The sequence below is a fragment of the Devosia sp. LjRoot16 genome (genome assembly GCF_964252795.1).
In the GTDB taxonomy this organism is placed as follows: domain Bacteria; phylum Pseudomonadota; class Alphaproteobacteria; order Rhizobiales; family Devosiaceae; genus Devosia_A.
In genome coordinates, this window is record NZ_CAXUPH020000002.1 from 752,175 (window position 1) to 778,289 (window position 26,115).

The 26,115-nt window shown below is 63.9% G+C and carries 19 protein-coding genes; 12 read left to right on the top strand and 7 right to left on the bottom strand.

Annotated elements, in window-relative coordinates; all coding sequences use genetic code 11:
* Positions 1 to 9 precede the first annotated feature (9 nt).
* Together ACSQ23_RS14085 and ACSQ23_RS14090 are read left to right on the top strand one after the other, a co-directional pair.
* A complete protein-coding gene (locus ACSQ23_RS14085) occupies positions 10 to 1,047 on the top strand; it encodes an ABC transporter ATP-binding protein (RefSeq protein ID WP_436090989.1) in 1,038 nt (345 codons plus the stop codon).
* Positions 1,048 to 1,051: 4 nt separating this feature from the next.
* A complete protein-coding gene (locus ACSQ23_RS14090) occupies positions 1,052 to 1,891 on the top strand; it encodes a glycerophosphodiester phosphodiesterase (protein ID WP_436090990.1) in 840 nt (279 codons plus the stop codon).
* A 150-nt stretch (positions 1,892 to 2,041) separates the two neighbouring features.
* On the opposite strand, the gene ACSQ23_RS14095 is transcribed toward ACSQ23_RS14090, so the two are convergent.
* The 3 genes from ACSQ23_RS14095 to ACSQ23_RS14105 all read right to left on the bottom strand — a co-directional run bounded on the left by ACSQ23_RS14095 (position 2,042) and on the right by ACSQ23_RS14105 (position 4,858).
* A complete protein-coding gene (locus ACSQ23_RS14095; RefSeq protein ID WP_436090991.1) occupies positions 2,042 to 2,869 on the bottom strand; it encodes an inositol monophosphatase family protein in 828 nt (275 codons plus the stop codon).
* 61 nt (positions 2,870 to 2,930) lie between these two features.
* Positions 2,931 to 3,902, bottom strand: a complete 972-nt coding sequence (gene galE, locus ACSQ23_RS14100) for a UDP-glucose 4-epimerase GalE (protein WP_436090992.1) — start codon at positions 3,900 to 3,902, stop codon at positions 2,931 to 2,933.
* A gap of 2 nt (positions 3,903 to 3,904) precedes the next feature.
* Positions 3,905 to 4,858, bottom strand: coding sequence for a UDP-glucuronic acid decarboxylase family protein (locus ACSQ23_RS14105; protein ID WP_436090993.1), 954 nt, complete (start codon positions 4,856 to 4,858; stop codon positions 3,905 to 3,907).
* A 232-nt stretch (positions 4,859 to 5,090) separates the two neighbouring features.
* Here ACSQ23_RS14105 and ACSQ23_RS14110 point away from each other — a divergent pair, with 232 nt between their 5' ends.
* The 7 genes from ACSQ23_RS14110 (at position 5,091) to ACSQ23_RS14140 (ending at position 16,942) form a co-directional block, all read left to right on the top strand.
* Entirely contained in the window at positions 5,091 to 8,837 is a 3,747-nt protein-coding gene (locus tag ACSQ23_RS14110; RefSeq protein ID WP_436090994.1) for a tetratricopeptide repeat protein, read from the top strand.
* A gap of 298 nt (positions 8,838 to 9,135) precedes the next feature.
* Positions 9,136 to 10,209, top strand: a complete 1,074-nt coding sequence (locus tag ACSQ23_RS14115) for an NAD-dependent epimerase/dehydratase family protein (RefSeq protein WP_436090995.1) — start codon at positions 9,136 to 9,138, stop codon at positions 10,207 to 10,209.
* Positions 10,206 to 11,006, top strand: coding sequence for a WecB/TagA/CpsF family glycosyltransferase (locus ACSQ23_RS14120; protein WP_436090996.1), 801 nt, complete (start codon positions 10,206 to 10,208; stop codon positions 11,004 to 11,006). The genes ACSQ23_RS14115 and ACSQ23_RS14120 overlap by 4 nt, the downstream gene beginning before the upstream one ends.
* Positions 11,007 to 11,046: 40 nt before the next feature.
* The gene (locus ACSQ23_RS14125; RefSeq protein ID WP_436090997.1) at positions 11,047 to 12,315 is read left to right on the top strand and encodes a lipopolysaccharide biosynthesis protein; all 1,269 of its coding nucleotides are present in this window, start codon (positions 11,047 to 11,049) and stop codon (positions 12,313 to 12,315) included.
* Positions 12,312 to 13,544, top strand: a complete 1,233-nt coding sequence (locus ACSQ23_RS14130; protein ID WP_436090998.1) for a glycosyltransferase — start codon at positions 12,312 to 12,314, stop codon at positions 13,542 to 13,544. Before ACSQ23_RS14125 ends, ACSQ23_RS14130 begins: the two co-directional genes overlap by 4 nt.
* Positions 13,541 to 14,704 carry an O-antigen ligase family protein gene (locus tag ACSQ23_RS14135; RefSeq protein WP_436090999.1) on the top strand — a complete coding sequence of 388 codons (1,164 nt, stop codon included), beginning with the start codon at positions 13,541 to 13,543 and terminating at the stop codon, positions 14,702 to 14,704. Before ACSQ23_RS14130 ends, ACSQ23_RS14135 begins: the two co-directional genes overlap by 4 nt.
* A gap of 117 nt (positions 14,705 to 14,821) precedes the next feature.
* Positions 14,822 to 16,942 (top strand): tetratricopeptide repeat protein, encoded by a 2,121-nt coding sequence (locus tag ACSQ23_RS14140; protein ID WP_436091000.1) that lies wholly within the window; start codon positions 14,822 to 14,824, stop codon positions 16,940 to 16,942.
* 73 nt (positions 16,943 to 17,015) lie between these two features.
* Here the strand turns inward: ACSQ23_RS14140 and ACSQ23_RS14145 are convergent, their stop codons facing one another.
* The 4 genes from ACSQ23_RS14145 to ACSQ23_RS14160 all read right to left on the bottom strand — a co-directional run bounded on the left by ACSQ23_RS14145 (position 17,016) and on the right by ACSQ23_RS14160 (position 22,178).
* A complete protein-coding gene (locus tag ACSQ23_RS14145; RefSeq protein WP_436091001.1) occupies positions 17,016 to 19,145 on the bottom strand; it encodes a GumC family protein in 2,130 nt (709 codons plus the stop codon).
* Between the two features lie 15 nt (positions 19,146 to 19,160).
* Entirely contained in the window at positions 19,161 to 19,967 is an 807-nt protein-coding gene (locus ACSQ23_RS14150) for a metallophosphoesterase family protein (RefSeq protein ID WP_436091002.1), read from the bottom strand.
* 8 nt (positions 19,968 to 19,975) lie between these two features.
* Positions 19,976 to 21,370: an O-antigen ligase family protein gene (locus ACSQ23_RS14155; RefSeq protein WP_436091003.1), complete on the bottom strand. Its 1,395-nt coding sequence runs from the start codon at positions 21,368 to 21,370 to the stop codon at positions 19,976 to 19,978.
* Between the two features lie 64 nt (positions 21,371 to 21,434).
* Positions 21,435 to 22,178, bottom strand: a complete 744-nt coding sequence (locus ACSQ23_RS14160) for a hypothetical protein (RefSeq protein WP_436091004.1) — start codon at positions 22,176 to 22,178, stop codon at positions 21,435 to 21,437.
* 316 nt (positions 22,179 to 22,494) lie between these two features.
* On the opposite strand from ACSQ23_RS14160, the gene ACSQ23_RS14165 reads away from it, so the two are divergent.
* From ACSQ23_RS14165 to ACSQ23_RS14175, 3 genes are all read left to right on the top strand, one after another.
* On the top strand, positions 22,495 to 23,991 hold the full coding sequence (locus tag ACSQ23_RS14165; protein WP_436091005.1) for an ABC transporter substrate-binding protein: 1,497 nt from the start codon (positions 22,495 to 22,497) through the stop codon (positions 23,989 to 23,991).
* Positions 23,992 to 24,180: 189 nt separating this feature from the next.
* Positions 24,181 to 25,140, top strand: a complete 960-nt coding sequence (locus ACSQ23_RS14170) for an ABC transporter permease (protein WP_156384581.1) — start codon at positions 24,181 to 24,183, stop codon at positions 25,138 to 25,140.
* Positions 25,137 to 25,982 carry an ABC transporter permease gene (locus tag ACSQ23_RS14175; RefSeq protein ID WP_436091006.1) on the top strand — a complete coding sequence of 282 codons (846 nt, stop codon included), beginning with the start codon at positions 25,137 to 25,139 and terminating at the stop codon, positions 25,980 to 25,982. The genes ACSQ23_RS14170 and ACSQ23_RS14175 overlap by 4 nt, the downstream gene beginning before the upstream one ends.
* Positions 25,983 to 26,115: the final 133 nt, after the last annotated feature.

The following is a 26,115-nucleotide window of genomic DNA, read 5'->3' on the forward strand; positions in this document are numbered from 1 at the left end:
AATTCTCGCATGTCCGTGCTCGAAATCAGAGATGTGACCAAGGCTTTCGGCGCCACCAAGGCGGTGGACAGCTTCAGCCTGACCGTCGGCGACGGCGAACTGGTGTGCCTGCTCGGCCCCTCCGGTTCCGGCAAGTCGACACTGCTGCGGATGATCGGCGGCTTCGAGACGCCGACGTCGGGGCATGTGGCGATTGACGGTGAGGACGTGACGCGCGTGACGCCCGAGAAGCGGCCGACCGGCATGGTATTCCAGAGCCATGCGCTGTGGACGCATATGAACGTGTTCAAGAACCTGGCATTCGGACTGAAGCTCAGGCGGCTGCCGGAGGCCGAGATCAAGCGCAGGGTCGAAGCGGTGCTGGAACTGGTGGGGCTCGGCGGTTTCGGCCACCGCGCGACGACGCAGCTTTCGGGCGGCCAGCAGCAGCGCGTGGCGCTGGCGCGCTCGCTGGTGCTGGAGCCGAAAATCCTGCTGCTCGACGAACCTTTCGCGAGTCTCGACCAACACTTGCGCGAACGACTTCGCGAAGAGGTTCGGGACATCCAGCAGCGGCTGAAGATCACCACGCTGTTCGTGACGCACGGGCAGGATGAAGCGCTGGCGCTGGCCGATCGGATCGTGGTGATGCGCGATGGACGGACCGAGCAGGCGGCGCGGCCGGACGTGGTCTATCGCGAACCGGCGACACCGTTCGTCGCAGGCTTCATCGGCACGATGAACCTGGTCGAGGGCGCAGTGGCCAATGGCACGTTCACGCACTCGGGTTTCACCGTGCCGCTGCCGGTGGGCGACGGCGCGGCGACGCTGGCGGTGCGGCCGGAGGCGCTCGAGATCGTCTCGGCCAATGGCGGCGGCATGGCCAAAATCCACCGCGTCACCGATTACGGCACCCATGCCATCGTCGATATCGAGTTACCCGATGGCACACGTCTCAAGTCGATGACCAGCGAGGCGCGCGACTGGTCGCATGGCCAGCCGATCGATCTGAAGCCGAGGGCGTTTGCCGCCTATCGCGACAACGCGGCAATCCACCGGAGCAACTGAGACCATGGCCGACGCGATTTCGGTGACCCGCGAGGGTCATCGCACGTTCTTCAAGTGGCACCGTGGACGTCGCAGAGGCTCCGATCCGGTGTTCACCGGGCGACGGATCATCGAGGGAATGCAGCTCGGCGCCAGCGTCGAGGTGGACCTGGTGATCCATGCCGATGACGGCATGGCGGTGCTGCACAACCTGTCGCTGGAGCGCGAAACCACCGGCAGCGGATTGGTGCGGCAGACCTCAGCGGAGACGCTGCGCGGCTTGCATCTCAGGGACAATGACGGGCAGCCGATCGATGACAAGGTGATGCTGCTCGAGGACCTCGCGGCGCTGATTGTGCGCGACGGCGCGCATCCGGAGGGGTTGCTGCAACTCGACTACAAGGAAGACGCGGCGGCGCTCAACCCGCGGGTGATCGCCAGCTTCGCCGCAGCGCTCAAGCCAGTGGCGCGGCACTTCATCCTGTCGTCGGGCGACGCGGAGTCGGTTCGGATGCTGACCGACAGCACGCCAGGGCTGAGGATCGGCTACGACCCCTGCCACAAGGGCGCGATGGAGCGGCTGATGGCGACGCGCGACTACGCGACGTTCGTTGCCGACGCCGTGGCAGCTTCGCCGAAATCGGAACTCGACTATCTCGAGTATCGCCTGGTGCTGGAAGCCGACCGCGATGGGTACGACCTCATCGGCGCATTCCATGCACATGGGCGGCGGATCGATGCCTATACGGTGCGACGGGCCGATGACGAGGGGATGGCGGTGATCGAGCGCCTGCTCGAGCTGAAGGTGGATCAGATCACGACGGACGATCCGGAAGGGGTCGCGGCGGCGCTGGCTGCTGACTGAAGCAGACGGCCCCCTCCCGGCCTCCCCCGTGAAGGGGGAGGTGAAGAGTCGAGGCTCTGTCTACGATCGTGCCAAGCACACCGGCAGGGCACCTCCCCCTTCATGGGGGAGGACGGGAGGGGGCCGTCTCTCTCAGTGGGACTCCGCCCCCTACACCCCCTTCGGATGCTTCGCTTCTTTCTTCGGCACATCCTTCAGCTTGTCGATCAGATACGCGTGCGTCGCCTTGTTGGCGACGATCATGGCGCCGGTCTGCTCGTAGTACTCCGGCCCCCTGCCCCACCAGTCGGTGACGATGCCGCCGGCCTCCTGGACGAACAGGATGCCCGCGGCTGTGTCGGTGAAGCCGGTCTCTTCATAGTAGCCGGTGAGGCGCCCCATCGCGACATAGGCGCAGGAATTGGCGGCGCTGCCGACGATGCGGACAGCCCCAACCGGGGCCCGGATAGCATCGAGGCGCTCATAGGCGCCGGGATAAAGCGAGAGGCCCGGTGTGGGCAGCCCGGTGCCGATGTTCATCAGCCCGATATCGGTCTGCTCGGAGACCTCGAGCCGCTCGCCGTTGAGGAAGCTGCCCTCTCCTGCAATGGCGGTGAACATCTCGTCGGCGGGCGGATTGTAGAGCACCCCGACCACTGTCTCGCTGCCCCGGCGGAGCGCGATCGAGATGGTGTAGTGCATGCCGTTGATGAAATTGGTGGTGCCGTCGATCGGGTCGACCAGCCAGCGATACTCCTGGTCGGCCTTGTCGACGGGCGGGAACTCCTCGCCGGTAAAGCTCCAGTCCGGATAGCGCTCGAACAGGAACTTGCGGATCAGCAGCTCGGATTCCTTGTCGGCATCGGAGACGAAATCCGCCGGTCCCTTGATGCCGATCTCGATGTCGCGGAAGCGCTTGAAATAGCCCAGCGTCAGGGCTCCCGCCTCGCGTGCAACAGTGACCATGTCGGCAAGGATGGCGTCGTAGGAAAGGCTCATTTGAATCACTCGCTCGGATAGAGCGAGAGCTTAGCGCGAGCGACGCGTGAATGCAGGAAAATCAGCGCTTTCCAGCTGCCCATGCCCAGGCTGTTTCGACCATCTGGTCGAGCCTTGGATAGCGCGGCGCCCAGCCCAGCAGCGAACGGGCAAGGCTGGCATCGGCCCAGAGCTCGGGGGGGTCGCCCGGCCGGCGATCGGCCATCTCGTGTGGCAACGCCCGGCCGGTAACCGCCTCGACGGTCCGCATCACTTCGAGGACGCTGTTGGGCGTTCCGGTGCCGAGATTGACCGCTTGCGGCGCGCCCCCGCCGGCGAGATGTTGCAGCGCCAGAACGTGAGCGCTCGCCAGATCGCAGACGTGCACATAGTCTCGCATCGCCGTGCCATCCGGAGTTGGATAGTCCGTGCCCATGACCCGGAGCGGCGCCCCGGTGCCCGCGGCGGCGCGCAGCGCCAGGGGGATCAGGTGCGGCTCGGGCTCGTGTGTTTCGCCGATCTCACCATCCGGATCGGCACCTGCCGCATTGAAATAGCGCAGCGCCATCCACCGCAGATCATGGGCGAGTCCGGCCCAATGCAACAGCCGCTCGCAGGCGAGCTTGGTTTCGCCGTAAGGGTTGGCTGGGCGCTGGGGGGTGGCCTCGGTAATCGGCAGGCGATCGGGGATGCCGTAGGTGGCGCAGGAGGAGGAGAAGACAATCAGGGGGCAATCAACGGCCCGCATGGCCTCGAGCAGCGAGAGCGTGCCCGCTACGTTGGTGTCGTAGTAGCCGAGCGGATCGCGCATCGAGTCCCCGACATAGGCAAGGGCAGCAAAGTGCATGACCGCCGCAGGGCGAATGGAGGCGAAAACGGCGCCAAGGGCTGCCCGGTCGCGGATATCGACCTCGTGCAACGGACCCCAGCGAACCGCTTCGCGGTGGCCGGTCGAGAGGTTATCGATGACGACCGGTTCGTGACCGGCCTGGGCGAGCGCCTTGGCGGTGTGACTGCCGATATAGCCGGCTCCACCGATGACAGCGACCCGCATGCTCAGGCCGCGACCACGGTGCGGAAGTAATCGATGGTCCGCGCCATGCCCTCTTCAAGCGCCACGGTCGGTGTCCAGCCGAGCTTCTCGCGCGCCAGCGAAATGTCAGGGCGGCGCTGACGCGGATCGTCCGAAGGCAAGGGCATGTAAACGATCGGCGATTTGCTGCCGGTCTGGCGAACAACCATCTCGGCCAATTCCCGCATGGTGAACTCGCCGGGGTTGCCGATGTTGATCGGGCCGGGGAGCTCGGGGCCCGTTTCCATCAGGCGCAGCATGCCCTCGATCAGGTCGTCGACGTAGCAGAAGCTGCGCGTCTGGTTGCCATCGCCGTAGATGGTGATCGGCTCGCCCTTCAGGGCCTGAACGATGAAGTTCGACACGACGCGACCGTCGTCGGGCTGCATGCGGGGGCCGTAGGTATTGAAGATGCGCATCACCTTGATTTCGAGGCGGTGCTGGCGGTGATAGTCGAAAAACAGCGTTTCGGCGCAGCGCTTGCCTTCGTCATAGCAGGCGCGGGTGCCGATCGGGTTGACCCTGCCCCAATAATCCTCGGTCTGAGGGTGAACCTCGGGATCGCCATAGACCTCGCTGGTAGAGGCCTGAAGGATCCGGGCGCGCAAACGCTTGGCGAGGCCGAGCATGTTGATGGCGCCGTGCACGCTGGTCTTGGTGGTCTGCACCGGGTCGCGCTGGTAGTGGACCGGCGAGGCCGGACAGGCCAGGTTGAAGATCCGATCGACCTCGACATAGAGCGGAAACGTCACGTCGTGCCGGAGCAGTTCAAAACGCGGATTGCCGATGAGGTGGCGGATATTGTCCTTGCTGCCGGTATAGAAGTTGTCGACGCAAATGACGTCGTGCCCGGCGGCAATAAGCCGATCGCAAAGGTGACTGCCCAGGAACCCGGCGCCGCCGGTGACCAGTACACGCTGCACAGAACTGTTCCTCATAGATCCTCCGCCAGTACCGAAATCATCGCCTCAGCAAAAGCTTAGTACATCCGGCGGCCGAGCGCTCGCGGATCCGCACGAGATAGATAACGGCCGCCCGGATGTCGACCACGAGGCCCCGCCGGTCGTCGCGACAGGAGGAATGGCCTGTCCGGCAGGGCTCCTCGTACAGCACGTTGAACTGGCATCGCGGTCTGATAGGCTGACGCTCAGCGAGTAGTTCAGGTGTCCGATGGCAAAGTCCTGGGTAAGCCTTGTGGTCGGGGTCAGCATCGTTGTCGGTCTGACGTTTGCGACCTTGTCGCAGGCTGCCGAACTAGCGGATCCGAGCCAACTGCGCCCACGATGCGTGCCTGCATCGCCCGTCGATCCACTCCCGGCGTTGCCGGACCTGAAGGACTCCTTGTCCGCGAACGCGGATGGAGCAGCGCGGTGCTCAGCCCTCGACCAACTCGAAGCGCTGGCCATTCGACAGGGCGACGTCGAAGCCGCAATGCTGGTGGGGAATAGCTTTGCCGGCGGCGTCCTGGTGGATCGCGATCTTAAACGCAGCGAAGCCGCCTACCTGCTGGCTTTCGACCTGGGGAGCGCCGAAGCCGCCCTGAAGCTGGGAGATCTGCGCCGATCGATCGGAGACGCGACAAGCGTGGCGGCAGCTACGGCCTATTATGAGGACGCCCGTTCACTTGGCGCCGTCGAGGCCGCGCTGCGGCTCGGCGACTACTTCGTCACCGCGAACGATGGAGCGATGGCGGCAGCAAGCTACGCCGAAGCGGCTGATGCCGGGGTTGCCGAGGCAAACCTGCGGCTCGCCGAGCTTTACCAGGAAGGTCGACTGGTGCCTCGCGACCTTGGCCTGGCCAGATCTCACCTGCAACAGGCCGTCGATGCCGGGAGCGACGAGGCGGTGGTGGCGCTCGCTCTGCTGCAGCTCGATTCCGGCGATGCGGGTGGCGCCGTGGCGGCCCTGAAGGCCGCGGCCAGTGCAAATCCCCGCGCTGCGCTGGCCTTGGGCGACCTGTACCGCGACGGTCGCCTGGGTGTCCCGGAAGTGGAGGAGGCGATCGCCAGCTACCAATTGGCCGCTACGGCGGGCAGTACGGAAGCCTGGTTGCGCATCGGCGATCTGCAGCGCGACGCCCGATCCGACGCGCCCGGTGCAGCGCAGGCGTATCAGGAGGCCTTGGCCAAGGGCGATGCGACCGCGGGACTGCGGCTTGGCGACCTCTACGCTGCTCAACCGGCATCGGCCCCTGACGGGGATGCGGCGCTGGAAAGCTATGTTGCCGCCTTTGCGCTCGGAGCGGATGGTGCCGCGGCACGTATCGGTCAGCATCTGCTGGAACAGGGAGATGTTGCTGGCGCAGCTGCATATTTTCAGTATGCGCCCGAGGACGTTCCGGCGGAAGCGGCGTTACCCATCGCGGAAGCGATGTCCACCCTTGAGGGGGCCGATCGGCAAGGGCCGGCAATCGTCGAGATCTATCACCGGGCCTACCAGGCCGGGCAGTATGTAGCCGCGGTTCGACTGGGTGACATCTATTTTGACGGCAAGCTCGTTGCACGCGATGTTGCTGCCGCTGAGCGATTTTATCAGCTCGCTGGCGCGGCCGTCCCGCCACAGACGCTCCTGAGCCTGGCCGACGCGCGTCTTGAAGGGACCGGCGTTCCGGTCGATCGAAGCGCCGCCCTCGACTACTATCGGCGGGCATTGAGCGGCGGGGTGGCCGTTGCCGGCCTCAAGCTTGGCACTGCACTCGCTGCTAGCCCCCAAGCCGGAGATGAGGCGGTAGAGGCCTTCGTGCGCGCCGCCGAACTCGGCGAGGTCAGCGGATACCTGCTGGCCGGCGAGCTCCAGCAGGAACACGAGCCGGCGGCGGCCGCCGCGCTGTACGAGGAGGCTCTTGCCGCCGGCATTTCAGAAGCGGCGGGGCATCTGGGCGATATGCAGCTCGATGGCGTTCTCGGTGCACCCGATGTCCTGCGGGCGTCCGCTTACTACCAGCAATCACCCGCCGGAATACCTTCGCGCGCCCTGCTGCCGATCGCAGATGCACTGGCGTCACTGGACGATGCGGACGCACTGGATCACGCGGTCGAGCTGTACGAGCGATCGCTCGCGGAAGGTAATGCCGATGCCGCCGGCCGGCTCGGCGCCCTCTATCTGTCGGAAGCGTTGGGGCCAAGCGATCCCGCCAAGGCGGAGCAGTATTTCGAGCAGGCGCCGACCGGCGCGCCGGTGAATGCACTGATTGCCTTGGGCAACGCGTATCGTGACGGCAGCAATGTGGAGGTGAACGGTTTGCGCGCCTCGCAGTACTATCGCAGCGCGGTCGCAGCGGGCGATGTCGCGGCCAACCAATTGCTCGGCGATCTCTACTTCGAGGGCAAGCTGCTGCCGGCCGATCCTGTGCAGGCGACGCAATACTACGAGGCCGCGGGGTCGGTCCCCGACAAGGCGTTGCTGACAGCGGGCGATGTCTACCGCGACGGCGCTATCGGATCTCCGGATGGGAGCAAGGCGCTCGATTATTATGCGAGGGCGGACCAGGCCGGCCTTGTCGAGGCCTCGACCCGCATGGCGGAACTCTACTTCTCGGGGGCGCTTGTTCCGCGGGACATCGGCAAGGCGACCGAGCTTTTCGAACGGTCGCCCAAAGGCGTCCCGGACGGCGCCCTGCTGGAAATCGCCGACTACCTCCAAGGCCGCACGGGCGACGAGCCCAAGGCCCGTCACTATTACGAAGCGGCACTCGAGCGCGGCCAGGGAGCGGCCGCTGGTCGGCTCGGAGATATCTTCTTTTATGGGCGAGGAACCGGAAGCGACCTGGCGCAGGCGGAGCACTACTATGAGCTTTCGCCGTCAGGCGTTCCGGACGAGGCTAACCTGGTCTTCGGCGACGCCTACCGCGACGGAACAGGCGTCGCTGCCGATGGGCAACGGGCCCGGCGCTACTACGAAGCTGCCCTTGTCACGCATCCACAGGAGGCTGCCGAGCGGCTGGCGAGCATGCTGTACTCCGGCGAGTTGGTGCCTCGCGACCTGGCAGCCGCGGCGGGATACTATGATCGCTGGACAAGTGAGCCGCCGACCGCCGTCCTGGCGGACTTAGGCAACGCCTTCGTCACCGGAGCAGATGTTCCCGCAGACGTGGCGCGCGGCGTCACCTATCTGTCGCGTGCCGCGGATGCCGGAGACGTGGGATCGCTTGTCCGCCTCGGCGGACTTCTGCGCGATGGTGTGGTCGTACCGAAAGATCTGCAGCGTGCGGCCGGCTATCTTCTTCGCGCGGCCAGAGCCGGGGAGGCGGAGCCGTTACTGGCGCTCGCGGACGATTACCTCGATCAACCGGCTGGTGCCGCTGAACTGAACCCCGGCGTCGAACTGCTGAGAGAAGCCGCTTCGGCAGACGTTCCGGGGGCCGCGGTATCGCTCGCAGAGGCACTGGTCACCGGTCGCGGGACGCTCCCCGACGGAGCGGCTGCGGCCGCCGTACTGGAGGTTGCGGTCGGCCGGGGAGACGCGGGAGCCGGGCTGGCATTGATCCAGCTTTATCGCAGGGGTGCGACCGGGCTTCCCCCACAACCCAAAGAAGCGCAGCGCGTGTACGACACCGTTGCGACGTCCCTGCCGGCTCAACAGGCGATTGCCGAAAAGCTGATGCTGACCGTCGGCTCAAGCGGGCTGCCCCGCTCATCCAGCGACCTCGCCGAGAGCTTTGCTCTGCTGGAACCTGCCGTCAAAGCGGATGTGCTGCTGGAGATGCGTGGACTCAATGAGAACGGCTACGTCTTTCTGCTGCAGTCCGAAATGCGGGACCGAGGTCTGCTCGTTGACGAAGACCCGTCGGGGCAACTCACCAAGAAAACCATTCGGGCGATGATGACCCTGTGCACCCAAGCGGGTGGCGAGGACGCCTGCCTTGCGGGGCCCATGTCGGAAGCGTCGGGTAAGGTTATCACCAGTGCCCTGCGCTAGTACTTCCCGACGGACACGGCACCAGTTCGCGCTCACCAACTGCCGGATGTCGCCCCGCTTCGTCTCAAAGACTTTACTCGTTGCGCCTGCTGATTCACGATACTGGGGTAAAGAGCGTGCAAGGGCGCTCGGTTGCGAGTCACAATTGCGTCGATGGCTTCTTATTTGGCCCCGTTGTGAACATAGATCTAGGGATCGACGTGCCCGAGGCCGCCGATCTCGACCGGACCGATGTTGCAGCTGTGCTCACAGTAAGCGACATTGTTTGCCATATTGAAGTCGAGCGAGCGCGAGTTACATGAGCATAGCAGTCGTTACTGGTGCCGGTGGGCTGATCGGATCCGAGGCGGTCACCTTTCTGGTGGCGCAGGGCCTCGACGTTGTCGGCATCGACAACGACATGAGATCTTACTTCTTCGGTCCTGAGGCTTCGACCACATGGCGGGTAGAAGAACTTCGCCGCCAGCACAGCCGCTATCAGCACCGCAGCGTGGACGTCCGCGATAAGGATGGCTTAAACGCATTGTTCGCCGATCTCGGCGACGACGTGATGATGGTGTTGCACGCAGCGGCGCAACCCTCGCACGACTGGGCGGCTCGCGAGCCCTTCACGGATTTCGGGGTGAACGCGCTCGGCACCCTCAATATGCTTGAAGCGACGCGCCATCACGCGCCGCAGGCGGCCTTTCTCTACATGTCGACCAACAAAGTGTATGGCGACACACCAAACCGGCTCCCTCTCGTCGAGCATGAAACCCGACTGGAAGTCGCCACCGAGCACCCGTTTTTCGCGCGCGGCATCGATGAGAGCATGAGCATCGACCAGTCGACGCACAGCCTGTTCGGCGTATCCAAGCTGTCGGCGGATACGCTGGTGCAGGAATACGGGCGCTATTTCGACATGAAGACCGGCTGTTTTCGTGGCGGTTGCCTGACCGGCGGCGGCCACTCGAGCACCGAACTGCACGGCTTTCTCGCCTACCTGATGAAGTGCACGGTCACCGGTCGCCCCTATACGATCTATGGCTATGGCGGCAAGCAGGTGCGGGACAACATTCACTCTCACGATCTGGTGCAGGCGCTGTGGCGGTTCGCCCAGGCTCCGGGTTCCGGCAAGGTCTACAATGTCGGTGGCGGCCGCACGGCCAACTGCTCCATGCTGGAGGCGATCGAACTTTGCCAGGCCATCGCGGGCCGCAAGCTCAACATGACCTACTCGGACCAGAACCGGATCGGTGACCACATGTGGTGGATCAGCGACATGTCGCGCTTTGAAGCCGACTATCCTGGCTACCGGTTGACCTATGACCTCGAGGCAACATTGCAGGACATCCACGAGATGGGCCGCGGTCGCTGGTTGATGGACGCATGATCCACCGGGGCAAGCGCGACATACTTGGCGTCGGAATCAGCGTCGTCGACTACGAAGGCGCCGCCGCCCAGGTGATCGAGACTGCCCAGGCCCGACTTCCCTTGGCTGTCAGCGCCCTCGCCGTACACGGGGTGATGACTGGCGCGCTCGACCCCGAGCACCGTTACCGGCTCAATCGCTTCGGCCTTGTCGTACCCGATGGCCAGCCCGTGCGCTGGGCGCTTCGCTGGCTGCACGGTGAAGTGCTTCCCGACCGCGTCACCGGCCCGCAACTGACTGTCGAGATTTTCCGGCGAGCCGAGGAACTTGGACTTTCGATCTTCCTCTTTGGAAGCCATGCCGACGTGCTTGACGCCATGCGGGCGCGTCTGACGCTGGAGTTCCCCACCCTGCGCATCGCCGGCGCCGAGCCGTCGGCCTTCCGACAACTGAGCGAGAGCGAGAACCGGGCGCTCGACGACCGCATCCGCGCCTCGGGCGCCGATATCGTACTGGTAGGGCTTGGCTGCCCGCGGCAGGAAGTGTTCGCCTACGAACATGCTGAAGCGCTCGCGCGGCCGACGATCGCTGTGGGGGCGGCGTATGATTACTATGCGGGCCGGTTGTCCCGGGCGCCGCGCTGGGTCCAATCGGCTGGCCTCGAGTGGGTGGTCCGCCTGCTGCAGGAGCCGCGGCGGCTGTGGAAGCGTTACCTGCTGCTGAACCCCCTCTATCTCACCCTGCTCGCCCGCCAGAAACTCGGTTTACTGCATCCTGAGGCAGAGCGCGCGCCGAGCCAGGAACTGCGCTACGGTTGAGCAAGGAGCCGCACTCGATCCGTCCGTGGAGCCGCTGGTGATGGCCGGGAAGCTGAGATCATTGGCTGCGCGCCCTGCCCTCGTGAAGCTGGGCCTGGTCGTTGCCAACCAATTCTTCAATAGCGCAGCAAACTTCGTGGTAACGATCGCGCTCGTCCGGATTCTCGGCCTCGCTGAGTTCGGGCACTTTTCGGTCTATTACGTAATTGCCATCAGTGCCATGAGCGCGATTGGTGCTCTAATAGTCGCACCGGCGGCTTCAATTGCGGCGGCGGCCTCGGAGAAGGTTCGCCGCGAACTTTTCTCCGCGTCTGGGCTGATGGCATTGGTCGCAACCGGCGTAGTCGCTTTGCTGGCTGCCATAGTTCAATGGGCGCTGTTCGTGGCGAACGTCCACATTTCGGCCTTGCCGTTCGCTTTGCTTGTGGGTGCAATGGCACTGAACGATCTCGTGCGACGGCAGATGCTGTTTGCGGGTGCGATACGCAAAACTTGGGCCTATGACATTGCGCGCTTTTCAATCCTCGGCGCACTCCTGTTTTGGGAAGCTGTTCACTCTTCTCGAACCGCCGAAACAACCATGCTCGTCCTGTCCGCCGCCTACGGACTTGCTCTGTTGCTGCTGATCCCGCTCTCCATTTCGGCGCTTCGCCTAGTCTCTGTTTCTCACGTCGGTCTGCACGGGAAGCGGATACTAGCGACCGGCTCGTGGCTGTCGCTCTCCTCTCTGTTGCAGTTGGTCGGCGACAATGTCTTCGTTGTCGCTGGCTCCGTTGTGGCGGGTACTGCAGCAGTTGGCATTTTCAGGGTCGCCCAAACGCTGCTCGGTGTCGTGAACCCGCTCTTCCTTGCGCTGGAGCACATCCTTCCACGCCGCATTGGGGAGTGGTCCAGGGCGTGGGGATGGCCGACGGCGCTTCGCCGGTACACTAAAACCGCGCTCCTGATCGGAGCTGCGATCACAGCAGCGATTGTCACGATGGGAGTTTTCGGCGAGCCGCTGATGATCATTGCGGGCGGTGCCGATGCGGCGGGGTTTGGTTGGGTTGTGCTCGGGTTGGGCCTTGTCTGGGTGCCGTATCTGGTCTTCATCATGATCGCGTTCCCGCTGCGTGCCATCGAACGCACTCGGGCGATCGCATTGAGCCAGGCGGTCTCGGCGGTCGTGGCATTGTTGATCGCCGTGCCGCTTGTTGGTCAGTTCGGTCTGGCCGGCATGATCCTGGGCATGTTCACAAGCTACGCGGTAGGCGCCGGCGTATTACTCACACAGTACAGACGCCTGCGGACGGCAGAGTACATGCAATGATCGAAGCGAACAATATCGACAGCTCTCCGCCTCTCCCCTGGCGAATTCTGGTGCTTCATAACCTCTATCAGCAGGCGGGCGGCGAAGATGTACAAATGCGGGCGGAGGTGGAGCTTCTTCGCCGGGCGGGGCACACTGTTCGCTTGGAGATCGTAAACAACGATACGATTTCTGGCGCGGGCGCAAAGATAGAGACCTTCCTTAACGCACCCTACAACCCCGCCCGCTACGACTTCATCGTTGACGTGATACGGGACTTTCGCCCCGACATTGTGCACGTCCACAACTTCTTCCCTCTATTTACTCCTGCTGTTCATGAAGGAGCGCGCGCGGCTGGAGTAGCAGTGGTGCAAACACTCCAAAATTACCGCTTGTTCTGCGCGGGTGCGTTCTTTCTGCGTGAAGGCCGCGTGTGCGAGAAATGTCTTCATGGATCGCGCTACTGGGGCGTAGTACATCGATGCTACCGCAAATCGCTGCCGGGCTCCGTCGCGGTTGTCCGCATGCAAAATCGAGCATTCTCACATCATACGTGGGACGGCGTCGACCAGTTTATCGCTCTGACCGAGTTTGCCCGCGAGAAGTGCGTCGAAGCTGGTTTGTCGGCTGACCAGATCTCAGTCAAACCTAACACACTGCCGCTCGACTGGCAGGCCCCACCCAAGCCGTCTGGCAGTCGAACGGGCGCCCTCTATGTGGGACGGCTGTCGCGTGAGAAGGGTGTCGACGTCCTGCTTGAGGCCTGGCGGCAACTCCCCGATATTCCACTGACGATAGTTGGGTCGGGACCGGAGGAAGCGGCTCTGAAGTCATCCGCGCCCACGGGCGTCCGGTTCGTGGGAGCGCTTCCACCCGACGGCGTACGTCAGCAGATGCACGCGGCGGCCTGCCTAATCATGCCCTCTAGATGGTATGAAGGACTGCCTCTAACCGCCATTGAGGCATTCTCCTTAGGCCTGCCGATCATCTGCTCACGTATCGGTTCGCTCTCAGAGATTGTCGAACATGACAGCAATGGATGGCATTTCGAAACCAACAATGCAGTCGAACTCGCAGCGAGAGCCCGTCGTTGCTTCTCCCACCCCGAACTGCTGAGCAAAGCGGGCGACGAAGCTCGCGCTTCGTTTGAGCGGACCTACACCGGAGAGCGGAACCTGGAGATGCTTTCTCGTATCTACAAGAAAGCTATCGCATCCGCGAAGTCGCGGTCCGCGGCCGGCAGCAAATGAGTATGCTCGACACTACACAAAGTGCGATCAAAACGCTCAGCGCTCAGGCTCCAAGCAGGGTGTTCGTCGCGCTTCTGGCGACGATCACCTTATGGCCATACCCCCTGCTGGGCTCGACCACGAACCTCATCTTTCTCGTGGGCGTATCCTTCGTTGCAACGGTGGTTCAACCGACGATTGTTCCTAGGCTTTCATGGCAAATCGTCGCAACGCTCGCTTACTTTGGAGCAGCATTGCTCATATTGATCTCTTCTCGGGAGGTCAACGCCTACATCGCCTCCCAGATCAATCACTACATCCAGTTCGCCTTATACTACTATGCATTTAGCAAAATGGTGCAGCACTGTGACTGGGCAAGTCTCCTTGCGTCCAGATCAATGCTGATGCTTTTGTCGGCAGCCGTTGTTGTCCAATACATAATATACAAAGAAGACGACATCAATATATCTCTTATGTCGCTACTTGTTGGTATGTTCATCGCAGGGCAGCGCGGGCGACGGCCGACCTACTTCTTGATTATGTTGGTGACAATAGTCATAGCCGCGTGGTCAATCGACAGAGTCAGCGTTCAGTTTGTTTCACTGCTCTTCGTTGCGTTGTACTGGATACGTCCGCCCGATCGAGTCACAATATTACTGTCGGCGGTAATTTTGATATTCCCGATCGCATTTTATCTCTTCTGCGAGCCAGACACGGTCCGATGGCTATACAGGATAGATCCGAACACCGGTATTAGGGCCGAGTTCATTCGCGGCGCGAGCAGCCTGCTCCAGCAGTCACCCATCCTCGGAACAGGATTCGGCGGCCCCTACCGACCTCCGAACTTCACGTACGTGCGTGAGCACAATCTCCTCAACGATATGGTCGAAGTGCACATCGTCTCTAACCACAACTCACTGTTCGATGTGGCCCTGCGGCTCGGCGTGCCTGTCTCCATTATGTTTGCCTGGGGCATCTTCAGCGTGTCCAAGCAAGCGCGCCTGAGCTCCACTTTTCCGCTGCTCTGCATCGTGGTGGCCGCAGGGTTGTCGTTCAATGCCTGGTTCGAGAACCAAGCCCAGCTGCCACAGTTGGTCCTGGCGCTTGTGTTCATGCATGCGGGGCAGGCCATCGGCCGGAACCATGCAGTTAGGCCAGGCAATGGTATCTCGTCGATATAGCGAGGGTGTTGCGAGAAGAATTGTCGACCGGCGCAGCCTACGATAAAACTCATCGACGTGGCTGACGCTGACCATCCTACAATGCTGAAACGCCGCGGCAGATCTGGAGGTTAGGTCTTGCGTTGGCAGTTGGTTTCGGGAGTGGTGGGCATACTTTTGCTCACCTCGTTCGGCGGTACTTTGGGGACACGTTCCTCTGCCCTCGAGAGTTCTTCGTTCGTCGACAGTTTTTGGGCTGGGGACCCAAAAGCGGCCATCGAGGGGGCCGAAGATGGAGACATCGACGCACAGTTGTTTCTTGCGGAGCGCTATCGACGCGGTGAAGGCGTCCAGCAATCTGCAACGGAAGCCATTCGCTGGTACCGCGCCGCCGCTGACCAGGGTTCTCTGAGCGCCCAGATTGCGCTTGCCGACATCTACTTCGCTGGGGAGGGTGTGCCGAAGGACTTAGTAGAGTGGGCCAAGTGGGTACGTGCCGGGGCGGAGAATGGCGACTTGCATTTCATGGCGACGCTGGGCTGGATTTATGGCGACGGGCTTGGCGTCAACGCCGATCTCAGTGAATCGCTGAGGTGGTATCGGCGGGCGGCTGACCTCGGCGACCCCGATGCGCAGTTCAGCATTGGAGCAGCGTATGAGTCCGGCAAGATCGGGACTGCGGACAAGGTCGCCGCGGCGCGCTGGTATGAACTGGCAGCCGAACAGGATCACACGTCAGCGCAGGTAGCACTGGCCGATCTGATGCTCGCCGGTGTTGATATTGAACCCGATCCCATGCGTGTGGCTGGCTGGTTGACGGTGGCCGTCAAGAAGGATGACGCGGGAGCGAAACTGCGGCTGGCGCGCCTATATCGCGATGGACTAGGCGTGCCGCAGGACTTCAGCAGGGCGACCGAGTTGTTCGAGGCGGCGGCTCAGCAAGGCCAGACGGGCGCCTATTTCGAGGTCGGCCAGATGTTCGAGACGGCGCGTGGCCTGCAGGACCTCGACAAGGCGATGAGCAACTACCGGCAAGGCGCCGAGGCCGGGGAACTCAGGGCTCAATTGCGGCTTGCCAGCCTCTATTCCGAAGGCGAGATCGTCAGCCGGGACGACCGACTGGCCGCGCGCTGGTACCAGGCGGCGGCGGAACAGGGCGACCCTGGCGCCCAATACGAAATGGGCAGGCGCTACCTGGATGGGACCGGGCTGGACCGCAATGCCAACACGGCGGCCGACTGGTTCCGTAAAGCCTCAGACCAAGGGATGGCGCAGGCCGCCAACGATCTCGGCGTGCTGTACCGCGATGGAGCTCTCGGTATCGCCGACCATGCCGCAGCCGCGGATCTGTTCCGACGCGCCGCGGCGGAGTTACCTGTTGCACAGTTCAACCTGGGCAACCTCTACCGCGATGGGCTTGGCGTGGATCGCGACCATGCAGCGGCGGCGCAATGGTATCAGGGTGCCGCCGAGGCCGGGCTCGCGTTGGCGCAGACTGAGCTCGGCAAACTGCTCGCCGACGGCGATGGCGTAGCAAAGGACTGCACTGGCGCCGCGCGCTGGCTGCTGGCGGCCGCCGTTCAGGCCATTCCCGAAGCCCGCTTCCGCCTCGGCAAGCTCTACTCGGACGGATGCGACGGGTCTGTCGAACCCCAGGAGGCGTTCCGATGGTTCGAGCTCGCAGCCGACCAGGGATATCCGGCGGCCCAGTTCGAATTGGCGAACCTATATGGAACGGGCAAGGGAACCGAGCAGGATCAGGCGCTCGCCGCCACGTGGTTCGAAAAGGCCGCTCGCGCTGGCTACACCAAGGCGCAGGTCGCTTTGGCCGACGCATACGCCTCGGGGGCCGGCCTTGCCGTGAACCAACAGCAGGCAGTGTATTGGTATGGGGCAGCCGCAAACCAGGGAGATCCGGGAGCGGCGCTGGCCCTGGCGGACATGCTCGCGGCCGGCAAGGGCGTCGAACGCGATCTTGACCGCGCGGTCGCCCTCTACCGACAGGCGGCGCTCCAGGCCAATGCCGAGGCGCAGCTGGCGCTCGGATGGATGTTGTTTGGCGGTCGCGGGCTGGAACAGAACCTGGTGCAGTCGCACAAGTGGCTCAATCTGGCAGGCGCCCATATAGCGCCGAAGAAGGCAGCCGAAGCGCTGCGAAAACGCGACCTGGTGGCAACCTCGATGACCTCGGAGGAACTGCTGGAGGCGCAACGCCTAGCGCGGCTTTGCGCTGACACGGCCTATGCCGACTGCGACTGATAGGCAGCAGATGCCAGGCGCGAGGACCTCCGCCCATCGTGGGGGCAGCGCGTGCGGGTAGGCGCTGAAGGGCCTAGGAGGCGTCCGAGTAGTACGAGTACCCGTAGCTGCTCTTGTACCGGGCGCTGGCGCGTTCCTGGCCATTGAGTACGGCCAGAACCGGTTCGTCGCCGCGGCGGGCGGCTCGCAGGTGGGCCAGCGCAAGGCGGGCCTCCGTCTGGGAGGTGCGACCCGACATCACGACAAACAGGATGAGATCGGCATAGCCGACCAGGTAAAGGCCGTCGGCGACCGGTCCCACCGGCGGCGTATCCAGGATGACGACGTCGAACCGGGCGCGTGCCTGGGTCAGCAGGCGGGCAAAGTTGGGGCCACCGATCAGGTGATCCGTCGGGACGTCCGCCCGCTCCCCCGCACCGATAATGTACACGCCCGGTTGCTTGTCACGGACCACCAGTTCGGCGGTGCCAATGACCGGCTGTTCTTCCGACAAGTACGTGACGAGGCGGTCCGACGACGGCAGCCCCGCCATGGCCTCGATGCTCGGGCGACGCAGATCGCAATCGATGAGGCATACATTCTTGTGCGAGGCGCCATATGCACGCGCCAATGACAGGGCGACGGTGCTTTTGCCCTCGCTGGCGGTGGACGAGGTCACCATCACGACGATAGCGCCGGTCTGCCCTTCCGCCTGTACGCCGAAACGCCGCAGCCGCTGATCGATGGTGACACGAATTCGGCGGATGGCCTCAGGCAGTTGGGATAGGGGCGAGGTGAGTATCAGGTCGGCCAGCGAGCCCTGCGCCGGACTGCGCAGCCGTGGCGCCGCCGCCGCGACGGGGATTTTCAGCACGGCTTCAGTCTGGTCCTCGGTCAGCAGCCCGCCGACGAGATTTTCGCGGAGGAAGGCCAAGCCAATCCCTAAGGCCAGCGAAATGATGCCGGCGCCGGCGAGAGAGAGCAACGTATTGGGGAACGCCGGTTGTTCCGGCGCCAGCGCAGGCGAGATGATGCGGCTGTCGGCGATCTGCAGCGTTGCCTGCGCATCGAGGTCCTGGGTGCGCGACATCAGCGTCTGGTACTGCTGCCGACCAAGCTCGGCACCCTGCTGCATCTCGAAGATCTCACCCAACATGTCAGCGGGCAGCGAACTCGACAGCACTGCCGTACGCAGGCGCTGACGAAGGTCGGTTTCGCGCGATTGATTGTCGGAAACAGCACGACGCAGGTCCGCGACCGCCTCGTCTGCAACCCGCCCCAGCCGCTCCTCGATGCCGGCCAGCTCGGCGCGCAGGTTGACTGCAGGGCCTTCGGCGGCTTTCTCGAGAGTTGCCGCCACCTGTTCGCGCTGCCGCTCGAGTTCGCGAAGCGCGTCTGACTGGAGGGTGTTGGTCAGCAGTTCCCAGTTCTTCTGCCGCAGCCCCAGCTCGGCCTGGCTGAAGCGGCCGGACAGCACGTTCTTTTCGGCGAGCAGATCGTGCAGGTTGCCGCCAAGATCGGCCACATCTGCTCGACCTGTCTCGCCAACGATGCGGGCGAGGTTGCTGTCGATATAGGTGTCGAGCGACTGTTCGGCGGCAACCATGGCAGCGCGTGCCTGCCCGAGTCGCGCCTGCAGGATGTTGCGGGCGTTGAGAGTGCTGTCGATCTTGGCGGAAACCTGCGCATCGATATAGGTCTGAGCCCAGGAGTTGGCGATTTGCGCGGCACGGTTGCGATCGGTGGATCGGACCGACATGGAAATGATGCTCGACAGCCCTATCTGGCTGACAGCGGACGCGCGCTCGAAGTTCTGCAGCACGCGGCGCAGCGCTGCGTCGCCGTCGGGCAGCGTGGGTTGGCGGATCTGCAGGAAGGCCAGCACGCGGTCAAGCAACCCGATCCGGGGCCCGAACTCGGCGTCAGAGACCAGTGCCTCCTTTTTGATGACGCCAAGCATCGTAGCGTCGGAGCGCATGATTTCGAGCTCGCTGGCGATGCGGGTCATATCGCTGGCGCCGGTGTCGAAATCGCCGCTCGGATCAAGCAGGTTGCGATCGCGCGGCTGCACCTCGACCAGCGCCGAGGCCTGGTAGATCGGGGTAAGCGAAAACACCACGAGCGCCGTGCCACCAAGGCCCACGACGAGCGTGATGAGGATCAGGCGCAGCTGCCGCTGCAGCAGCCCGACCACCCGACGAAGTTCGAAATCGGTCTCTTCCATCGCCTGGCGATACCCTTAGTCGGTTCTGGGCGCCGTCTGGGCGGCCAATGGGTTAGCGGGACGGCTGGCAAGAAAACTGATCCTGCCCCCGGCATCTATACGGGCCGACGTCAGCCTGCCGGTCGCAAACGCGGCAGTGTCGATACCGACGCGCCACGATCTTAGCACTGGCTCGGTTTCCGGAGTGTGGCCATGCACGACGACGATGCCGGGAGCACCGGGACCATCAAGAAACGGTTCGCGGATCCACAGCAGGTCGTTCTCGTCCTGCTCTGCCAATGGCTGCCCTGGCCGGAGGCCGGCGTGGACGAAGACAAAACCAGGGAGTTCGAGGCTGACCGGCAACTGGCGCAACCACTCGAGGTGCGATCGCGGCATCCGCGCTTCGAGCGCCATTGCCGCCGCCGCGGCCCCCATCATGCCATCTCGCGCATCGATGCCGTAGGACGCCAGGGTCTCCAGCCCCCCGTAGGCAAGCCAATCGGTGTGGCGGCGAGGCGAAGCAAGAAAGTCGAGCAGCATCTGCTCGTGGTTGCCGGCCAGCGTGAAGCGGCGGAAACCATCCGGCGGTGGCGCAAGCAGGTGGTCAATCACCCGCGCCGACTGGGGCCCTCGGTCGATATAATCGCCGAGCAGCACGATCCACTTCTCGCCTTCGACCCCAGCGGCATCGGCTCGAATCAACTGCTCGAGCTGGCGCAACTCGTCGAGGCAGCCATGCACGTCGCCGATCGCGTAGACGACGGCCGGGCGGATGTCAGCACTCAGCCGTTGCCTGCCCCCCGAATGCGGAGGTTGGCGGTTGCCAAACAGGGCAGCCATGGCGCGCATCACGAGTGGGCATTCCGTCTGCTCATCCTGGCGGCGGTGCCGACGCCGAGCAGAATAACGAACAGAATGGTGTTGGCCTGAATCTCGAGGCTGAAGTCGGCAAGCGAGTGGGTTGCGGCTACGACGACTGCGCCAGTCGCGGCAACCCGTCCCGTCCAGCCCGAGCCGGCACGGGAACTGTTCCAGGCCAGCCGGACTGCGGCCGTGCCAACCAGCAGGATCGGGACAGACCCGGCTACCAGGCCCAGCTCGGCCCAGAGGGCGAGGTACGTGTTGTGGGCGCGATCCCACACCAGATCCGGGCTTACCGGCAGGTGGTGGAACAAGTGGAAGGCCTGCTCAAACGCCCCTCCCCCATAGCCCAACAGCGGCCGGGCACGGATCATCTCGATCACCTGAACATAGAGATCGAGACGAACGTCGGCCGCCTCCGCCTGGGAGCCAAGGCGCTCCACCAGGCCCTGTCCGTAGAGGTAGACCGCGGCGCCAAGGACAACCAGCGCCGCCGGGACCCAGAGCAGGTACCAGCCACGGCGCCAACGCAGGCGTCGCTGGGTAAGGAGCACGACGCTCAGGCATCCCATGGCGCCGGCAAATGCGCCCATGCGAGACTCGGTGGCGAGCAGTGCGGCGACGATCGCAGCCAGCGCCAGAAGGTAGACAAACACAATCGGGTCGACCCGCAGCCGCCGATCGTCTCCGACCTCCTCGCCCTCGTCCTGACGCACAAAACTGCCCGCCAGCATCGTGACGGTCACCACTGCACCGAAGCTGAGGAAGGTCGCAAAGGAGTTGCGATTGACGAAGGTGCCGGTGGCGCTGCCCTCATAAGCCCATTTCGGCATGCTCAGGAGCGTGTCGCCGAACTGCAGCAATGAGGCGAGACCGAAAATCGCGTAGCTGGCGACGATCGCGACAATGACGTTCAGCATCAAATCCCGACGGTGCGCCCGCGTTCCGACCTGCAGGACAAGCAGAAACAGCACGCCACACGTCACCCAGCGCATCAGCATCAGCCAGGTCGAGTTGGGCGAGAGGCTGATCGCACCGGCGGCCAGGGCGATGCCGGCGCCGGTAGGAACAGCCAGCAGCTCCGACACCGCGATACCGCCAGGCGCCAGTTGGCCGAGCGGCAGCGCCTGCAGGACGAGGTAGATCGCCACCGCCGCATAGAGGGCAGCCGAGGGCCACAAGCGGCCAAGGCCGATGCGGAATGGTTCGCGGGCGCCCCGCAGGGTCGCGACGTAGACGAGGCCGACCAATCCGATGATCAGCGCATTGACTGCCCAGAAGAACGGCCGGTTGCTCCCCAGTGGAATCGGCGCCAGCGCCGCAATAACCAGGATCACCCGGGCAAGCAGGTCGTTGAGCCCCGACTGCCGACTGGTTCTCACACCGGCTTCGTGGCGTGCGCCACGGGAGGACGGGCGTGTGGCGGTGACTTCAATTCCCGACATATCAGCCCCCCGTTGCCTGATTTGCCGCGCCGCGGACGTAATCGAGGAAGCGCTGCTGGTCCTCGGCCGGGAGTTTTTCCACCAGCGCGGTGATGCGTTCGCGGAAGCCTGCCTGCCGAACGTAACGCTGGGCGATGGATGAGACGCCGCGCTGGCTCTGGGCCAGCAATGTCAGGTCGCCGTCATGGCCGGCCAGAGCGTCAGGTGAGAGGGCGGCCAGATGATCCTCGGCAAGGTTGACCCTGAGTTCGACGATCCACTGCTCGCTGGGTCCAGCGAGCTGCGACATGCGCAGGCGTTGCGTCATGCCCGGGATATCGCCGGTTTCAGCTGCGGCCAGCGCGGCAATGTACCAGGCGAAGGAATTTGCCGGCTCTTCGGCGCTGATCCGATCAGCTGTTGCCACGCAATTTGCGGCGACTGCGCTACGGCGGACCGTAGGCTGAAGGCGGGAAGAAACAGAAGTCATCGCCTCGTAGCAGTTGCGGAGGATGAGCGTGTGCGACGCACTCGACAGGCCGATGTCGATATCGTCGGCCACAAGCGCGTCGAAACGCTCCCGCGGAACGATCCCCGCGGACAAGTAAGCCTTAGCCTCGATATAGGCGACCGCGGCTCCCGAGGTTGCGAGCGCCAAGGTCACAAACAGCATGGCGCCTTGCGCAACACGCGGTGACCCCTTCACCCAATACCTCCTCAGATCGACTTCGATCCGCACCACCAGAACACTTGCGGCGGTACGCAAGCTATTCGAAGATCATAGCGTACTACCGCCGGTCAGTCGACAAACTGCTGGAATTGCTACGACTCTGGTTAACCTTCGGGAGCGCCGGCCCGCATCGACATGCCGCCCTGCCCTGCCTCGCGTGCTTTCCCCCGGGGCTCGCGGAACGGGATTTCGCCTTCCGCGCCGACACAGCAAAGTCCGTTCGCTGTGGCCGCGGCTGCGCAGCATTATTAGTACACTGGAATCCTAGGCTTCTTCGCCGCCGCGGGGTATTTATGCCGCCAGTGAAAGCGGTTTCGACCGCCGCACCGACCACGAACAAGGAGTTCCCCGAATGAACCAGATTTCCATCCGCCGCGCGCTGGTCGCCGCTGCGCTGCTGGGCAGCGTTGCTGTGGCGCCGCTTGCGATGGCGCAGGACTACGACGCCAATGCGACGATCCGCATTGGGTCGCTCTATGAGCCGCAGAACCTCGACAACACCGCCGGCGCCGGCCAGGGCATCAACGAGGCGTTCAATGGCAACGTCTATGAGGCGCTGTTCCAGCTGACCGATGCGGGCGCCGTCGAGCCCAAGCTCGTCGACAGCTACAGCGCCAGCGAAGACGGGCTGACCTATACCTTCAAGCTGAAGCCGGGCGTGACCTTCCACTCGGGCGATCCGCTCACTGCGGCCGACGTCAAATACTCGATCGAGCGCGTCACCGCCGAGGCGTCGAAGAGCTCGCGCAAGAAGAGCCTGTCGACCATTACCGGCATCGAGACGCCTGACGATCAGACGGTGGTGATCACGCTGTCGGCCCGCTCGATCTCGCTGCCCTACAACCTCAGCTATGTGTGGATCGTCAACGACAAGGCGACCGATATCACCGCGGCCGAAGACGGCACCGGGCCCTATACGCTGGGCGAATGGCGCCGTGGCTCGGCGCTGGCACTGGCTCGCAACGACAAATACTGGGGTACCGCCCCGACCAACGGCGAAGTGATCTACACTTATTTCACCGACGCGACGGCGCTGAACAACGCACTGCTGACCAACGCAGTCGACGTGATCACCTCGGTGCAGAGCCCGGATTCGCTGGCGCAGTTCAGCGGCAACCCGGCTTACACGGTGACCGAGGGTGCCTCGACGACCAAGGAACTGCTGGCCTGGAACGATCGCGTCGCGCCGTTCGACAATGTGAAGGTGCGCAAGGCTCTGGCCAAGGCCACCGACAAGGCGAAGCTGCTCAACTCGATCTGGGGCGACTATGGCACGCTGATCGGCTCGTTCGTGCCGCCGACCGACCCGTGGTACGTCGACCTGACCGGCGTCGATGCCTATGACGTGGAGGCTGCCAAGGCGCTGCTGGCGGAAGCCGGCTACCCCGATGGCTTCGAGTTCACCCTCGACACGCCCGATTACGACCCGCACCCGATCGTCGCGCAGTTCCTGCAGGCCGAGTATGCCAAGGTCGGCGTGACGGTGAACATCAACATCATCACGGCCAACGAGTGGTACGAGAAGATCTATAAGGCGCACGACTTCCAGGCGACCCTGCAGGAGCACGTCAACCACCGCGATATCGTGTTCTACGGCAACCCGGACTTCTACTGGGGCTACAACAACCCTGAAGTGGTGAAGCTGATCGCCGACTCGGAAGCCGCGGCGACGATCGACGAGCAGACCGCCAAGCTGACGGAAGCCAACAAGCTCATCGCCGAAGACGCGGCCAGCAACTGGCTCTATCTCTACCCGCAGATCGTGGTGTCAGCCGCCAATGTCACCGGCTACCCGGTGAACGGGCTGAACTCGCAGTTCTTCGCCTACGGAATCCAGAAGGCGAAGTAAGCGCTGGGTGCGGCGCGCGTCGCCGCCCTCATCCAGCCTGTCATCAACCTCGGTGTCATCCCCGCGAAAGCGGGGATATCTGTTTTCTGCTGCGGCATCGCAAACAGAGATTCCCGCTTTCGCGGGAATGACCCGGTGGGTGGGGCACGGTATGGTGGAAACATCCAAGATATCGAAGGCCGCACTCCCATTCTCACCTACCTCCTCCGCCGTCTTGCCATCCTGCTGCTGTCGCTGCTGATCGCGGCGGTCGTGTTGTTCGTGCTGCTCAGGCTGCTGCCGGGCGATCCGGCAAATGCACTGCTCGGTGTCGGCGCGACCGAAGCGCAGATCGCGGCGGCGCGAACGCAGGTCGGCTCCGACCAGCCGCTGCTGACCCAGTTCGTGAGCTTCGTCGGCAACCTGGCGCGTTTCGACCTCGGCACCTCGTTCGTCAGCAAGGCGAGCGTGCTCAGCGAGATCGGCAACCGGCTGAGCGTGACGGTACCGCTGACCATCCTGGGGTTCCTGCTGGCCATCGTCATTGCGCTGCCGCTCGGGATCATCGCGGCAGTGAAGGCGGACCGCTGGTACGGGGCGGCGATCTCGATCGTCAGCCAGTTAGGGATCGCCATTCCGGTGTTCTGGCTGGGGATCCTCATCGTCACGATCTTCGCCATCAACCTCAGGTTGTTCCCCTCGGGCGGCTTCCCGCTGAAGGGCTGGGCGAATTTCGGCGAAGCTGCCGTTGCGCTGGCTTTGCCGGTGCTGACAGTGGCGCTGGTGATCGCGGCATCGCTGCTACGCTATGTGCGGTCAGCGACGCAGGACGTCATCGGCAGCGACTACATCCGCACGGCGCGGGCACTGGGTTCGGGTTTCGTCGAGGCACTGGTCCGACATGGCATCCGCAATGGCGCCGTGCCGGTGATCTCGATCCTCGGGATTGAGCTGGCGACGACCTTCCTCGGCGCCGTGGTGGTGGAAAAGGTGTTCGCGCTGCCGGGGCTCGGCTCGATGCTGCTGCTCGCCATCCAGCAGCGCGACTATCCCAATGTGCAGGGCGTGCTGTTCATTTCGACGCTGCTGGTGCTGCTGATCGGCTTTGCCGCCGACCTCTTGCAGCGCTTCATCGATCCGCGGTTGCGCGGACGGGCGGGGGTGTCATGAGCGCGGTGGTTGCAAGCACGCGGCGCTCGCGCAGCTCGCTGACGCTGTGGCTCGGGCTGCTGCTGGTCGGCCTCCACGTCGCAGTAGCGCTGCTCACGCTGGTGTGGCTGCCCTACGATCCGACGGCGCTGACCGGCGGCCGACTGGCGCCACCGTCCTGGGAGCACTGGGCAGGGACCGACCGGCTGGGCCGGGACTTCTTCACCCAGATCATGATCGGCTCGCGCATTGCGCTGATTGTCGGGATCTCCGCGGTGGCGATCGGCGGGTTGATCGGGGTGACGCTCGGGGTGCTGGCGGCGTTCGCGACGCGGCTGCTGGATGACGCGTTGGCAGCGACACTCGACATCCTCATCGCCTTCCCGACACTGCTGATCGCCATGCTGGTGGTGGCGGCAAGCGACACGGCGAGCCTCGGTACGGCGGTGCTGGCGCTCGGTATTGCGCTGTCGGCGATCGTCGCGCGCCTGACGCGCATCCTCGCCAAGCGGGTGCTGCTGATGGATTACATCACGGCGGCGCGCACGTCGGGCACTTCGTGGCTCGGCATCGTGTTCCAGCATGTGCTGCCCAATATCTGGCCGACACTGTCGGTGAATTTTGCGCTGCAGTTCGGGCTGGCGGTGATCGCCGAGGCGTCGCTCAGCTATCTCGGGCTGGGCGCCCCACCGCCGAACGCCTCGTGGGGCCGGCTGCTGCAGGAGGCGCAAGGCACGGTCTATACCGCACCGATCGGCGCCATCGCGCCGGGCATCGCGCTGGTGTCGCTGGTGATCGGGGTGAACCTGCTCGCCGATGGGTTGCGCGACATCGGCGATCCGACGCGGAGGGTTTCGCGATGAGCCTCCGGCTATTTGTCGTCACCATTGCTGCCCCACCCACCGGTGTCATCCCGGCGAAAGCTGGGACCCAACTCACAGCCCGCGCCAGCGGCAAGATGTATCCCAGCTTTTGCTGGGATGACATCGAGGGGGT

Coding starts and splice junctions, on each gene's coding strand:
- ACSQ23_RS14130 (WP_436090998.1), top strand. CDS start 12,312: ATGATCGAAGCGAACAATATCGACAGCTCTCCGCCTCTCCCCTGGCGA.
- ACSQ23_RS14150 (WP_436091002.1), bottom strand. CDS start 19,967: ATGGCTGCCCTGTTTGGCAACCGCCAACCTCCGCATTCGGGGGGCAGG.
- ACSQ23_RS14095 (WP_436090991.1), bottom strand. CDS start 2,869: ATGAGCCTTTCCTACGACGCCATCCTTGCCGACATGGTCACTGTTGCA.
- ACSQ23_RS14085 (WP_436090989.1), top strand. CDS start 10: ATGTCCGTGCTCGAAATCAGAGATGTGACCAAGGCTTTCGGCGCCACC.
- ACSQ23_RS14135 (WP_436090999.1), top strand. CDS start 13,541: ATGAGTATGCTCGACACTACACAAAGTGCGATCAAAACGCTCAGCGCT.
- ACSQ23_RS14125 (WP_436090997.1), top strand. CDS start 11,047: ATGGCCGGGAAGCTGAGATCATTGGCTGCGCGCCCTGCCCTCGTGAAG.
- galE (WP_436090992.1), bottom strand. CDS start 3,902: ATGCGGGTCGCTGTCATCGGTGGAGCCGGCTATATCGGCAGTCACACC.
- ACSQ23_RS14120 (WP_436090996.1), top strand. CDS start 10,206: ATGATCCACCGGGGCAAGCGCGACATACTTGGCGTCGGAATCAGCGTC.
- ACSQ23_RS14175 (WP_436091006.1), top strand. CDS start 25,137: ATGAGCGCGGTGGTTGCAAGCACGCGGCGCTCGCGCAGCTCGCTGACG.
- ACSQ23_RS14165 (WP_436091005.1), top strand. CDS start 22,495: ATGAACCAGATTTCCATCCGCCGCGCGCTGGTCGCCGCTGCGCTGCTG.
- ACSQ23_RS14115 (WP_436090995.1), top strand. CDS start 9,136: ATGAGCATAGCAGTCGTTACTGGTGCCGGTGGGCTGATCGGATCCGAG.
- ACSQ23_RS14145 (WP_436091001.1), bottom strand. CDS start 19,145: ATGGAAGAGACCGATTTCGAACTTCGTCGGGTGGTCGGGCTGCTGCAG.
- ACSQ23_RS14090 (WP_436090990.1), top strand. CDS start 1,052: ATGGCCGACGCGATTTCGGTGACCCGCGAGGGTCATCGCACGTTCTTC.
- ACSQ23_RS14110 (WP_436090994.1), top strand. CDS start 5,091: ATGGCAAAGTCCTGGGTAAGCCTTGTGGTCGGGGTCAGCATCGTTGTC.
- ACSQ23_RS14105 (WP_436090993.1), bottom strand. CDS start 4,858: ATGAGGAACAGTTCTGTGCAGCGTGTACTGGTCACCGGCGGCGCCGGG.